The 13,095-nt window shown below is 58.1% G+C and carries 13 protein-coding genes; 10 read left to right on the forward strand and 3 right to left on the reverse strand.

What is annotated here, in order from left to right:
• Positions 1 to 87 precede the first annotated feature (87 nt).
• Complete coding sequence (locus ACA049_RS03960; protein ID WP_497333314.1) at positions 88 to 855, forward strand: GntR family transcriptional regulator; 768 nt, start codon at positions 88 to 90, stop codon at positions 853 to 855.
• 143 nt (positions 856 to 998) lie between these two features.
• On the opposite strand, the gene smpB is transcribed toward ACA049_RS03960, so the two are convergent.
• Positions 999 to 1,481 (reverse strand): SsrA-binding protein SmpB, encoded by a 483-nt coding sequence (gene smpB / locus ACA049_RS03965; protein ID WP_109627898.1) that lies wholly within the window; start codon positions 1,479 to 1,481, stop codon positions 999 to 1,001.
• 118 nt (positions 1,482 to 1,599) lie between these two features.
• Between smpB and ACA049_RS03970 the strand changes: the two genes are divergently transcribed.
• Genes ACA049_RS03970 through ACA049_RS03980 form a run of 3 tightly spaced genes read left to right on the forward strand, consistent with a single transcriptional unit; the run spans position 1,600 to position 3,752 of the window.
• On the forward strand, positions 1,600 to 3,003 hold the full coding sequence (locus ACA049_RS03970) for a sodium-dependent transporter (RefSeq protein ID WP_497333316.1): 1,404 nt from the start codon (positions 1,600 to 1,602) through the stop codon (positions 3,001 to 3,003).
• 7 nt (positions 3,004 to 3,010) lie between these two features.
• Positions 3,011 to 3,445, forward strand: coding sequence for a type II toxin-antitoxin system RatA family toxin (locus ACA049_RS03975; RefSeq protein ID WP_010463538.1), 435 nt, complete (start codon positions 3,011 to 3,013; stop codon positions 3,443 to 3,445).
• A complete protein-coding gene (locus tag ACA049_RS03980; protein WP_497333318.1) occupies positions 3,438 to 3,752 on the forward strand; it encodes an RnfH family protein in 315 nt (104 codons plus the stop codon). Before ACA049_RS03975 ends, ACA049_RS03980 begins: the two co-directional genes overlap by 8 nt.
• A 61-nt stretch (positions 3,753 to 3,813) precedes the next feature.
• Here ACA049_RS03980 and ACA049_RS03985 read toward each other — a convergent pair whose 3' ends face one another.
• Entirely contained in the window at positions 3,814 to 4,341 is a 528-nt protein-coding gene (locus ACA049_RS03985; protein WP_497333320.1) for an outer membrane protein assembly factor BamE, read from the reverse strand.
• A gap of 97 nt (positions 4,342 to 4,438) precedes the next feature.
• Here ACA049_RS03985 and fur point away from each other — a divergent pair, with 97 nt between their 5' ends.
• Positions 4,439 to 4,843: a ferric iron uptake transcriptional regulator gene (gene fur / locus ACA049_RS03990; protein WP_003197684.1), complete on the forward strand. Its 405-nt coding sequence runs from the start codon at positions 4,439 to 4,441 to the stop codon at positions 4,841 to 4,843.
• 75 nt (positions 4,844 to 4,918) lie between these two features.
• Here the strand turns inward: fur and recN are convergent, their stop codons facing one another.
• The gene (gene recN, locus ACA049_RS03995; RefSeq protein WP_497333322.1) at positions 4,919 to 6,592 is read right to left on the reverse strand and encodes a DNA repair protein RecN; all 1,674 of its coding nucleotides are present in this window, start codon (positions 6,590 to 6,592) and stop codon (positions 4,919 to 4,921) included.
• A 240-nt stretch (positions 6,593 to 6,832) separates the two neighbouring features.
• Here recN and grpE point away from each other — a divergent pair, with 240 nt between their 5' ends.
• The 5 genes from grpE (at position 6,833) to carA (ending at position 13,051) form a co-directional block, all read left to right on the forward strand.
• Positions 6,833 to 7,399 (forward strand): nucleotide exchange factor GrpE, encoded by a 567-nt coding sequence (grpE, locus tag ACA049_RS04000; protein WP_109627904.1) that lies wholly within the window; start codon positions 6,833 to 6,835, stop codon positions 7,397 to 7,399.
• A gap of 105 nt (positions 7,400 to 7,504) precedes the next feature.
• Positions 7,505 to 9,421, forward strand: a complete 1,917-nt coding sequence (gene dnaK / locus ACA049_RS04005) for a molecular chaperone DnaK (protein WP_109627905.1) — start codon at positions 7,505 to 7,507, stop codon at positions 9,419 to 9,421.
• Between the two features lie 296 nt (positions 9,422 to 9,717).
• Positions 9,718 to 10,842, forward strand: a complete 1,125-nt coding sequence (gene dnaJ / locus ACA049_RS04010) for a molecular chaperone DnaJ (protein ID WP_109627906.1) — start codon at positions 9,718 to 9,720, stop codon at positions 10,840 to 10,842.
• A gap of 10 nt (positions 10,843 to 10,852) precedes the next feature.
• Positions 10,853 to 11,656 (forward strand): 4-hydroxy-tetrahydrodipicolinate reductase, encoded by an 804-nt coding sequence (gene dapB / locus ACA049_RS04015; protein ID WP_497333324.1) that lies wholly within the window; start codon positions 10,853 to 10,855, stop codon positions 11,654 to 11,656.
• A 258-nt stretch (positions 11,657 to 11,914) separates the two neighbouring features.
• On the forward strand, positions 11,915 to 13,051 hold the full coding sequence (gene carA, locus ACA049_RS04020; RefSeq protein ID WP_497333326.1) for a glutamine-hydrolyzing carbamoyl-phosphate synthase small subunit: 1,137 nt from the start codon (positions 11,915 to 11,917) through the stop codon (positions 13,049 to 13,051).
• Positions 13,052 to 13,095: the final 44 nt, after the last annotated feature.

Raw genomic sequence — 13,095 nt, forward strand, 5'->3', positions numbered from 1 at the left:
CAAATGCCGTCTGGTAGGTGCTGGCACAGCGCCGATAGGCCAGAATAGAGGGCCCGGCGAGCCGTCGGGACCGTGGAGAATTGAGTTATGGGGTTTGATCAGATTCGTCAGCGCCGTTTGTCTGACGATATTGTCGAGCAGCTCGAGGGCATGATCCTCGAAGGCACTTTGAAGTCTGGCGAGCGCTTGCCGGCCGAGCGGGCGTTGGCCGAGCAGTTCGGTGTGTCTCGCCCTTCGTTGCGTGAAGCGATCCAGAAACTGGCGGCCAAGGGCTTGCTGGTCAGTCGCCAGGGCGGCGGCAATTATGTGGTGGAGTCGCTGGGTTCGACCTTCAGTGATCCGCTGCTGCATCTGCTGGAAAGTAACCCCGAAGCCCAGCGCGATCTGCTGGAGTTTCGCCATACGCTGGAAGCGTCCTGTGCCTATTACGCGGCACTGCGCGCCACGGATGTCGATCGCGAGCGACTGACGGCGGCCTTCAATGAATTACAGGACTGTTATACGCGTCATGACGAAGTGAGCCGGACGGAAGAGGGCGCGGCGGACGCGAAATTTCACCTGGCGATTGCCGAAGCCAGCCACAACGCCGTGTTGCTGCACACCATTCGTGGGCTGTTCGATCTGCTCAAGCGCAATGTGGTGACCAACATCGGTGGCATGTACAAACAGCGCACGGAAACCCGCGACATGCTGATCACGCAGCACCGGGAGTTGTACATGGCGATTATCGAGGGAAGGGCGGAGCAAGCACGGGAAGTGTCCAGCCGACACATCCTGTATGTGCAGGAAGTGCTCGAAGAGGTGCGTCAGGAAGTGCAGCGCGTGGCCCGAGCGGAGCGGCGCAAGGGGATGTAGCCAGTCGGTTTGTATCGTTTTTGCGATTGCATTCGCGGGCAAGCCTCGCTCCTACAGATTCCGGGATTGCCACAAAAATGTTGGCATTCACAAATTCTGTAGGAGCGAGGCTTGCCCGCGAAAGCGATCTTAAGGCTAAGGAATTATTCTTCCTTGCCCTTGTTGCGCACCGCACGCTGCAACTCGCGACCGGCATCGCGTTCGCGTTCGGTATCACGTTTGTCGTATTCCTTCTTGCCCTTGCCCAGAGCGATCTCGCACTTGACCATGTGCTTGCTCCAGTACCAGGACAGGCACACGCACGCATAGCCTTTTTGCTGCACGGCGGCGGCCAGCTTTTCCAGCTCGCGGCGGTTGAGCAGCAATTTGCGGGTGCGGGTCGGATCAGCGATGACGTGGGTGCTGGCCGTCATCAACGGCGTAATGTGGCTGCCGAGCAGCCAGGCTTCGCCATCCTTGAGCAGCACGTAACTGTCGACCAGTTGCAGCTTGCTTGCCCGCAGACTTTTTACTTCCCAGCCGGCCAGGACCAGACCAGCCTCGAACTTATGCTCGATGAAGTAATCGTGTCGCGCCTTTTTGTTCTGCGCGATGGTCCCTGTAGGGTGTTTCTTCTGTTTAGCCATAGGGGCGGCATTATAGGGAGTTGCAAGCGAGTCGGCTACGGTATCGCTACGTGCTTGAGCAGGTTGATTGAATCCCGGACAATGCGGCCTCTTTTTTGAACGCTTGGGCGTGATAACGATGTCGACAGACAAGGTTTCTGTCCACGGCAGTTGGGCTAGCCGCTGGGTCTTCATACTCGCCGCGACCGGTTCGGCCGTGGGCCTGGGTAGTATCTGGAAATTCCCGTACATGGTCGGCGTCTACGGCGGCGGCGCCTTTGTGCTGATGTTCCTGGCCTGTATCGCGCTGATCGGTGTGCCGGTGATGCTGGCCGAAACCCTGATCGGTCGTCGTGCGCGGCAGAGTCCGGCCAATGCCTTGAAGGTGCTGGCGGTGGAAGCAGGGCATTCGGGCAAGTGGTCGTGGGGTGCATTCGCCGGGATGATCACGGCGCTACTGATCCTGTCTTTCTATAGTGTGGTCGGCGGCTGGTCACTGGATTACATCATCGACATGGGCCGTGGCGACTTCCAGGGTGCAACGCCCGATCAGGTTGGCGCGTACTTTGGCAATGTGATCGCCGATCCGTGGCGCCTGACACTTTGGCACACGATTTTCATGCTGCTGTCTGCCGTCGTTATCGCTAAAGGTGTGGTCGCCGGGCTTGAACGCAGCCTGCGGATCATGATGCCACTGCTCTTTGTGATGATTCTGGTGCTGCTGGGTTACAGCATGACCACCGGGCATTTCATGGAGGGCGTGCATTTCATGTTCGACTTCCACCCGGAAAAAGTCCTCGACGGCTTGCTGCCGGCCATGGGCCACGCTTTCTTCTCCCTGAGCGTGGGCGTTGGTTCGATCATGATTTACGGCGCTTACATGCCGAAGCATTCGTCGATCTCCGGCACCGTGGTCGGCGTGGCGCTGCTCGATACCTTCGTTTCGCTGGTGGCCGGCCTGGCATTGTTTCCGATTGTGTTCGCTGCGGGCCTGAATCCGAGCGAAGGCCCGGGCCTGATGTTTGTCAGCCTGCCGTTTGCCTTCGGTAACGTAGCGTTCGGCCAGTTGATGGGCGTAGTGTTCTTCGTACTGGTCGCGGTGGCTGCCTGGAGTTCGGCGATTTCCCTGCTTGAACCGATGGTGGCTTACCTGGTCGAGCGCACGAAAATCAGCCGCGCCTGGGTGACTTTCTGGCTGGCGTTTATCTGCTGGTTCGTGGGGCTGGGCACGGTGTTTTCCTTCAATATCTGGAAGGAAGCCAAATTTTTCGTGAACGAAGGCGGGATGTTCCATCTCTATCAATGGGGTGCGGCCGGTGGTCTGGACTTCTTTGGCGTGATCGATTTCTTCACGTCGCGGATCATGTTGCCACTTGGTGGTTTGTGTTTCGTGGTGTTTGCAGGCTGGGTGATGGGACGTGAAGCGGTACGCGACGAGTTGTCGATCCGCAACCCTGCGTGGTTCGCCCTGTCCTTGTTCTTGATGCGCTATGTGGCGCCCATCGGCATTCTCGTAGTGTTTGCCGCACAGCTGTGGAAGTGACGCTGACATGACGACACACATTCAACGTTCGGCTCTGCTGCCATACCCGGCGCAAGCGCTTTATGACCTGGTCAACGACGTGGCGCGTTACCCGGAGTTTCTGCCGTGGTGTTCGACCGCCGAAGTGCTGGAAAGCACGCCCGAGCACATGCGTGCCAGTGTCGGCGTGGCCAAGGGTGGATTGAGTCAGCACTTCGTCACCAGAAATACTTTAGTGCCCGGCCATTCGATCGAGATGAACCTCGAGGAAGGTCCTTTCACCCAGTTGCACGGCATTTGGGTGTTCAAGCCGTTGGGCGAGAAGGCCTGCAAGATCAGCCTGGACTTGTCGTTCGATTACGCCGGGCCGATTGTCCGCGCGACCTTGGGGCCGCTGTTCAATCAGGCGGCGAACACGCTGGTGGACGCCTTCTGCCAGCGCGCAAAACAAATGCATGGTTGAGTCGATGGTTGACGTCGAGGTGGTCTACGCCGCGGTTGATCGTCAGGTGCTGCTCTCGGTGACGGTGCCAGCAGGAACGACGGTGCGGGCGGCTTTGCTGAAGTCAGGCATTGGCGAAGCTTTTGCGGAGCTGGATCTGGACGATTGCCCGGTGGGGATCTTCGGTAAAGTGATCACTGATGCGAACGATCGTCCTGTCCTGGCGGGTGATCGCATCGAGGTATACCGCCCATTGCTGGCCGATCCGAAAGAAGTTCGTCGGTTGCGTGCCGCCAAGGCTGCCGAGGCCAAAGCCCGGAATCAGTGAATCCCCCAAACGCCAGACAATAAAAAACCCGGAAATTCCGGGTTTTTTATTGCGTCGCAAATTATTGCGGCGAGGTATCCAGCGGTTCTGGCGTCGGGACCGGAACGGTTTCTACACCGTCTACGTCCTTCTGGATCTGGTCCAGCAACGAACCTGGCTTGACCGGTTTTTCCGGTTTCGGCTTCTCGGCGTTTTCTGTAGGAGCAGTGACTGTCGTGCCACTGTCCTTGCCGAGAATGGCTTCGTCGCGGCTCACGCCTGGCATGAAATCACCAGAGAGGCTGACAAGTTGGTCATTTGGGTTGAAGATAACGCTAATGCGTTCCTGTTGGCGTTCACCGCCACCCGGTTGCAGGCTGTACAGATAATCCCAGCGATCGGCATGGAACGTGTCGGTCAGCAGGGGATTGCCCATGATAAACCGTACTTGCTTGCGGGTCATTCCCGGGCGTAACTGGTTTATCATGTCCTGCGTGACGACATTGCCCTGCTGGATGTCGATTTTGTAAACCCCGGGGAATGAACAACCGGCGAGTGCGAGCAGTCCCACAAAGGTGAAACTGGTTAGCAAGAGCTTGGTGTTTTGCATCGGTGGGCGACTTCCACTATCTTGGCTGGGACAACGTAAACGCCGATCATACCCGCATTAAGAGAAGCTGCGAAGCAGCATCGCGAGAAAGCTGACCATGGTTGAAAATAGCGAACTACGCAAAGCCGGCCTCAAAGTGACCCTTCCACGGGTCAAAATTCTGCAAATGCTCGATTCCGCTGAGCAACGCCACATGAGTGCCGAGGATGTTTACAAGGCGCTGATGGAGGCTGGTGAGGACGTCGGTCTGGCCACGGTTTACCGTGTACTGACCCAGTTCGAGGCAGCTGGCCTTGTGGTGCGGCACAACTTCGACGGAGGCCATGCGGTCTTCGAGCTGGATGACGGCAAGCATCACGACCATATGGTCAACGTCGAAACCAGCGAAGTGATCGAATTCTTCGACGAAGAAATCGAGCGCCTGCAGAAAGCCATCGTCGATAAGTACGGCTTCGAGATGGTTGATCACAATCTGGTGCTGTACGTACGCAAGAAAAAGTAAGCATGTCGCGCGAATTTCACATTCGCGAAACGAGCGAAGGCGACCCCAAGGTCGCCTTCGTGCTTTCTGCCGTCCTTAAATTTTTGCGGTGACGACCATTTTTTTCGCGTGAGCCAGGGATTCCTTGGTCAGGTCGATGCCACCCAGCATCCGCGCCACTTCTTCGACGCGATCATTCTTGCTCAGCTTGGAAACAGCCGTGTGGGTGGCTTCTTCGCCGCGCACCTTGTGCACGAATAGATGTTGATGGCCCTGAGCGGCGACTTGCGGCAAGTGGGTCACCGTCAGCACTTGTCCGCGTTCACCGAGACGACGCAGTAACTGGCCAACGATCTCGGCGGTTGGGCCGCCGATGCCGACGTCCACTTCGTCGAATACCAGCGTGGGTACGCGCGAGGTTTGCGCGGTGATCACCTGAATAGCCAGGCTGATCCGTGACAACTCACCGCCCGAAGCGACTTTGGCCAGGGCTTTTAATGGCTGACCGGGGTTGGCGCTCACCAGCAGCTCTACCTGCTCCAGCCCATTAGGCAGCAGTTCATCGCTGCTGTTGGGGCGTAATTCGATGGTAAAGCGCCCGCCGGGCATGCCCAGTCGCTGAATTTCCTGCTCCACGGCGCTGGCCAGGCTGTTCGATGCCTGATGACGCAAATCGCTCAGCTCCCGAGCCTTCTCCTGATAATGACGGGCATAAGAAGCCAGCTCATCGCTCAGTCGCTCAATGGATTCGTCGTTGGCGTTCAGGGTTTCGATTTCATCCAGCAAGCGCTGCTGCATCTCCGCAACCTCGGTCGGCTGGATGCGGTGCTTGCGCGCCATGGTGTAGATCGCGTCCAGGCGTTCTTCCAGGTACTGGAGGCGGGCCGGGTCGGCGTCGAAGTTGTCCAGGAAGCGGTTCAGTTCGCCTACGGCCTCTTCAACCTGGATCTGTGCGCTGGTCAGCAGACTGCTGGCTTCGCCCAATGCGCCGATCGAGTTGTTAACGCTTGAGAGGCGGTTGAGGCTGGCAGTCAGCGCGTTCAGGACATTCCCGGAATCACTTTCACTGCATTGTTCGACCACTTGCCGGCAGATGCCCAGCAGGGTTTCGGCGTTGGTGAGGTTCTTGTGTTCCTGTTCCAGTTGCTCCAGCTCATTTTCGCCGAGGCCAAGGTTTTCCAGTTCTTCAAGTTGATAGCTGAGTAATTGATGACGAGCGCGCTGCTCGTCGCCGGAATTGGAGAGGCGCTCCAGTTCCTGGCGTGTCTGACGCCAGCGTTGGGCGGCCAGTTGCACCTGGCGGGCAAGGTCCGTGGCCCCGGCGTATTCGTCGAGCAGGCGGCGGTGAGTGTCGGTTTTCAGCAGGGATTGGTGTTCGTGCTGGCTGTGGATGTCGATCAGCAGTTCGCCCAGGGCTTTGAGATCGCCGAGCGGGCAGGGCGTACCGTTGATATAGCCGCGTGAACGTCCTTCGGCGGTAATCACCCGGCGCAGGATGCACGGGCCATCGCTCTCCAGGTCGCGCTCGGCCAGCCAGGCGCTGGCTTCCGGGATGTCGATCAGGTCGAAGGTGGCCAGGATGTCAGCCTTGTCGGCGCCGGGGCGGACCACACCGCTGTCGGCGCGATCGCCCAGGGTCAGGCCGAGGGCGTCGAGCATGATCGACTTGCCGGCGCCGGTTTCCCCGGTGATCACGCTCATCCCGCGATCGAGTTCGAGATCGAGATGTTCAACGATGGCGTAGTTGTGTACGGACAGGTGCACCAGCATAAAGGCCGCTCCCAGGCTTTAGGTCTGGTTATTTATACAGTGTTTTATTTGTGGCTGACAATGCCCCTGCATGGGTCGATTTGCTCGGTCTGACGAAATGCCTGGTCCGTCCAGCAATCCCAATGCAGCGTTTTTTGTAGGGTTAATCACAACCCACCCCTTGAAGCTGATTTTTGCGGCCCCATATACCGGGACAGAAGCGCGAGTTGAGCTCGCGGACGTTATTGAAAGGAGAATTCTATGGCTGACGAACAGACAGTGGATACGCAAAATCTAGACGCCGATCAGGCTGCCCAGGATTCGGGTGATGAACTGGCGGCTCGTGTACAAGTGCTCGAAGAGCAATTGGCTGGCGCTCATGATCAAGCTTTGCGTGTAGCGGCTGATCTGCAGAACGTCCGCCGTCGCGCCGAGCAGGATGTAGAAAAAGCGCACAAATTCGCCCTGGAAAAATTTGCAGGCGATTTGTTGCCGATCATCGACAGCCTGGAGCGTGGTCTGGAGTTGTCCAACCCGGATGACGAAAGCATCCGTCCAATGCGCGAAGGCATCGAGCTGACCTTGAAAATGTTCCAGGACACCCTGAAGCGTTATCAGCTGGAAGCGATCGATCCGCATGGCGAACCGTTCAACGCCGTTCTTCATCAGGCGATGGCCATGCAGGAAAGCGCCGACGTAGAGCCGAACAGCGTTCTCAAAGTGTTCCAGAAAGGCTATCAGCTCAACGGTCGTCTGCTGCGCCCGGCCATGGTCGTGGTCAGCAAGGCCCCTGCGCCAGTTTCGCCTTCTATTGATGAGCAGGCTTGAAATTAGCCGCAAGGCCCCCATTTAGAAGTCAAGCGTTTAAGTGCTACCGCAGTTAGCCACCACCACTGCTGCGGCAACCAAATCCAAAGTTTCGGGAGAGTGAACATGGGCAAAATTATCGGTATCGACCTGGGGACTACCAACTCCTGCGTCTCCGTGATGGAAAACGGCAAAGCCAAAGTTATTGAAAACGCTGAAGGCGCGCGTACCACGCCGTCGATCATCGCTTACGCCAACGATGGCGAAATCCTGGTTGGCCAATCGGCCAAGCGTCAGGCTGTGACCAATCCGCATAACACCCTGTACGCGGTGAAGCGTCTGATCGGTCGTAAGTTCGACGAAGAAGTCGTTCAGAAAGACATCAAGATGGTGCCTTACAAAATCGCCAAGGCTGACAACGGCGACGCGTGGGTAGAAGTGAACGGCCAGAAAATGTCGCCGCCACAGATCTCGGCTGAAATTCTGAAGAAAATGAAGAAGACCGCCGAAGACTACCTCGGCGAGCCTGTGACTGAAGCGGTGATCACCGTTCCGGCCTACTTCAACGACAGCCAGCGTCAAGCCACCAAAGACGCCGGCCGTATCGCGGGTCTGGACGTAAAACGTATCATCAACGAACCAACCGCAGCCGCTTTGGCTTACGGTATGGACAAGGCGAAGGGCGATCACACCGTGATCGTTTACGACTTGGGCGGCGGTACTTTCGACGTTTCCGTGATCGAAATCGCTGAAGTCGATGGCGAGCACCAGTTCGAAGTGTTGGCCACCAACGGTGACACCTTCCTGGGCGGTGAAGACTTTGACATTCGTCTGATCGACTACCTCGTCGACGAATTCAAGAAAGAAAGCGGCATGAACCTCAAGGGTGACCCGCTGGCCATGCAGCGCCTGAAAGAAGCCGCTGAAAAAGCCAAGATCGAACTGTCCTCGAGCATGTCGACCGACGTGAACCTGCCGTACATCACTGCAGACGCCACCGGTCCCAAGCACTTGAACGTGAAAATCTCCCGCGCCAAGCTTGAAGCGCTGGTAGAAGACCTTGTTCAACGCACCATCGAACCTTGCCGCATCGCTCTGAAAGACTCCGGCATCGACGTTGGCGCGATCAACGACGTGATTCTGGTAGGCGGTCAGACCCGTATGCCACTGGTTCAGAAGCTGGTGACCGAGTTCTTCGGTAAAGAAGCTCGTAAAGACGTGAACCCGGACGAAGCCGTTGCCATGGGTGCTGCTATCCAGGGCGCTGTATTGGCCGGTGACGTCAAAGACGTTCTGCTGCTCGACGTCAGCCCGCTGACCCTGGGTATCGAAACCATGGGTGGCGTGATGACCGCGCTGATCGAGAAAAACACCACGATTCCTACCAAGAAATCGCAAGTGTTCTCGACTGCCGACGACAACCAGGGCGCCGTGACCATTCACGTACTGCAGGGCGAGCGTAAGCAAGCCGCTCAGAACAAGTCCCTGGGCAAGTTCGACCTGGCCGAGATTCCACCAGCACCACGTGGTGTGCCACAAATTGAAGTGACCTTCGACATCGACGCCAACGGCATCCTGCACGTAGGCGCCAAAGACAAGGCCACCGGCAAGACTCAGTCGATCGTGATCAAGGCCAACTCCGGTCTGTCCGAGGAAGAAATTCAGCAGATGATTCGTGATGCTGAAGCCAACGCCGAGGAAGACAGCAAGTTCGCAGAGCTGGCAGCTGCCCGTAACCAGGGTGATGCACTGGTTCACTCGACGCGCAAAATGGTCGCTGATGCTGGCGATAAAGTGACTGCTGAAGAGAAGACTGCAATCGAAGCCGCTGTTGTTGCTCTGGAAGCCGCTGTCAAAGGCGACGACAAAGCTGCAATCGAAGCCAAGGTTGAAGAGCTGTCGAAAGTCTCCGCTCCAGTAGCGCAGAAGATGTACGCCGAACAGGCCCAGCCTGCTGAAGGCGCGGCACCGCAGGACGACAAGGCTGAAAAGGCTGATGACGTTGTCGATGCCGAGTTCGAAGAAGTAAAAGACCACAAGTAAGTTGTTGGTCGCCCGGTTGACTGCCTTCAGGCGGTGACTGGTAGGATGTCGCCGCGCGGGAGCTTGCTCCCGCGTTGGCGTGTCTGGAGTCAGCGAATTTTTACAGCATGCGACAACGCTCGGATGTTGAGGGTATGGCCGGGAATGCTCCTGCTTTTCGAGCCGAAAGTACCGCAATGAACAAAGACCAGGATCGTTGAATTGACGTGAGTTGGGTCCGGGCCTGTATTGGGGCTCAACGAGTTTGGCGAGGCTCAGGAGAGGTTTGCCGAACGTCCTTAAGAGTGCAAAGACTTATGGCAAAGCGTGACTATTACGAAGTATTGGGTGTTGAGCGTGGCTCAAGCGAAGCAGACCTGAAAAAGGCCTACCGTCGCCTGGCGATGAAGCACCACCCGGACCGTAATCCTGACGACAAAGCGTCGGAAGAGATGTTCAAAGAGGCCAACGAGGCCTACGAAGTGCTGTCCGATTCCAGCAAGCGCGCGGCGTACGACCAGTACGGTCATGCCGGCGTCGACCCGAGCATGGGTGGCGGCGGTGCCGGGTTTGGCGGTCAGAATTTCTCCGACATCTTTGGCGATGTCTTCAGTGACTTCTTCGGTGGCGGTCGCGGCGGTTCCCGTGGCGGCGCCCAGCGCGGTAGCGACCTGCGCTACACCCTGGAGCTGAACCTGGAAGAGGCGGTGCGCGGCACCACCGTGAATATCCGCGTTCCGACGCTGGTCAACTGCAAGCCATGTGATGGCTCGGGTGCCAAGAAAGGCTCCTCGCCAGTGACCTGCCCGACGTGCGGCGGTATTGGTCAGGTGCGGATGCAGCAGGGCTTCTTCTCGGTGCAGCAAACCTGCCCGCGTTGCCACGGCCAGGGCAAGATCATTTCCGACCCGTGCAACTCCTGCAACGGCGAAGGCCGTGTCGAAGAATACAAAACCCTTTCGGTGAAAGTGCCGGCCGGTGTTGATACCGGTGATCGCATTCGTCTGTCCGGTGAAGGCGAGGCGGGTGCGCAGGGTGGTCCGACGGGCGATCTGTACGTGGTGATCAATGTGCGCGAGCACGCGATCTTCCAGCGTGACGGCAAACACCTGTTCTGCGAAGTGCCGATCAGTTTTGTTGATGCTGCGCTGGGCGGCGAGCTGGAGATTCCGACCCTCGATGGTCGAGTCAAACTGAAAATCCCTGAAGGGACTCAGACCGGCAAGCAGTTCCGTGTTCGCGGCAAAGGCGTTGCGCCTGTGCGTGGCGGCGGTGCCGGTGACTTGATGTGCCGTGTGGCGGTCGAAACCCCGGTCAACCTGGGTCGTCGTCAGCGTGAATTGCTGGAAGAGTTCCGCAGTTCGCTGGCGGACGACAACAGCCATTCGCCGAAAACCACTGGTTGGTTTGAAGGCGTGAAGCGCTTCTTCGGCGATTTGTAAGGAGACAGGCATGCGACGTATTGCAGTGATGGGCGCCGCCGGGCGCATGGGCAAAACCCTGATCGAAGCCGTGCAGCAGCAGGCGGGCGCGGGTCTGACGGCGGCCATTGATCGTCCGGACAGCTCGCTGGTCGGTGCGGATGCTGGCGAACTGGCTGCGTTGGGTCGTATCGGTGTGCCGTTGTCGGGTGATCTGGATCGCGTGGTCGACGAGTTCGACGTGCTGATCGACTTCACGCACCCGACGGTGACCCTCAAGAACCTCGCGTTCTGTCGCAAGCATCACAAGGCGATGATCATCGGCACCACTGGTTTCAGCGTTGAAGAGAAGCAGTTGCTGGCGGAAGCGGGCAAGGACATTCCGATTGTCTTTGCGGCTAACTTCAGTGTCGGCGTCAATCTGTGCCTGAAGCTGCTCGACACCGCTGCGCGCGTGTTGGGTGATGATGTCGATATCGAAATCACTGAAGCCCACCATCGGCATAAAGTCGATGCGCCGTCCGGTACTGCCGTGCGCATGGGTGAAGTGATTGCCGATGCGCTGGGGCGTGATCTGAAGAAGGTGGCGGTCTACGGTCGTGAAGGCCAGACCGGTGCTCGTGCTCGCGAAACCATTGGCTTCGCCACTGTGCGTGCCGGTGACATCGTCGGTGACCACACCGTGTTGTTCGCCGCTGATGGTGAGCGTGTCGAGATCACCCATAAGGCGTCCAGTCGCATGACCTTCGCCAAGGGTGCCGTAAGGGCCGCTTTGTGGCTGGACGGTCGCGAGCCTGGCCTTTATGACATGCAAGACGTGCTCGATCTGCGTTAAGAAGTGCCTGAAATCGGGTTCAAACCCAGCGTTTGAGCCCGGTTTTACTCCGCCAAGCGACGTCCTGTCGCATTCCCCGGCCTTTAAGGCTCATTGGCGGTAGACCAAAAATGCCTTTTTCTGTAAGCTACAGCTTTAGTGTGTTCACTAAAAGCGCGCAGAATAATTCAGTGAATGAGCGGGGTGACGTGTCCATACGTCACTCCGCTTTTTTACACCTGCGATCGCCCTTTCAGGCTTTATTTACGGGAGGTCTTCTTGACTAAGCCAGCCATACTCGCCCTTGCTGATGGCAGCATTTTTCGCGGCGAAGCAATTGGAGCCGACGGTCAAACCGTTGGTGAGGTGGTGTTCAATACCGCCATGACCGGCTATCAGGAAATCCTTACCGATCCTTCCTACGCCCAACAGATCGTTACCCTGACTTACCCGCACATCGGCAACACCGGCACCACGCCGGAAGACGCCGAGTCCGACCGCGTATGGTCCGCTGGCCTGGTCATCCGTGACCTGCCACTGGTTGCGAGCAACTGGCGTAACACGATGTCCCTGTCCGATTACCTGAAAGCCAACAACGTTGTGGCCATCGCCGGTATCGACACCCGCCGCCTGACGCGCATTCTGCGTGAGAAAGGCGCGCAGAACGGCTGCATCATGGCCGGTGACAACATCTCCGAAGAAGCCGCTATCGCCGCAGCCCAGGGTTTCCCTGGCCTCAAAGGCATGGACCTGGCGAAAGTCGTCAGCACCAAAGAGAAATACGAGTGGCGCTCGACGGTCTGGGATTTGAAAACCGACAGCCATGCGACCATCGACGCGTCCGAGCTGCCGTATCACGTGGTTGCCTACGACTACGGCGTCAAGCTGAACATCCTGCGCATGCTGGTCGAGCGCGGTTGCCGCGTGACCGTGGTGCCGGCGCAAACCCCGGCTGCCGACGTTTTGGCGATGAAGCCGGACGGCGTGTTCCTGTCCAACGGCCCTGGTGACCCGGAGCCTTGCGACTACGCGATCCAGGCAATCAAGGACGTGCTGGAAACCGAGATTCCGGTGTTCGGCATCTGCCTCGGTCACCAGCTGCTGGCCCTCGCCTCCGGCGCCAAGACCCTGAAAATGGGCCACGGCCACCACGGTGCCAACCACCCGGTCCAGGATCTGGACAGCGGTGTGGTGATGATCACCAGCCAGAACCACGGTTTTGCGGTAGACGAAGCGACCCTGCCAGCCAACGTTCGTGCGATCCACAAATCGCTGTTCGACGGCACCCTGCAAGGCATCGAGCGTACCGACAAGAGCGCCTTCAGCTTCCAGGGTCACCCTGAAGCCAGCCCTGGCCCGAACGACGTAGCGCCATTGTTCGATCGCTTCATCAACGAAATGGCCAAGCGACGCTAATCGCTCGCCTTGATGTTGCAAAGCTTGAGGGGCGGTCCCGAAAA

The sequence above is a fragment of the Pseudomonas sp. LBUM1662 genome (assembly GCF_059695915.1).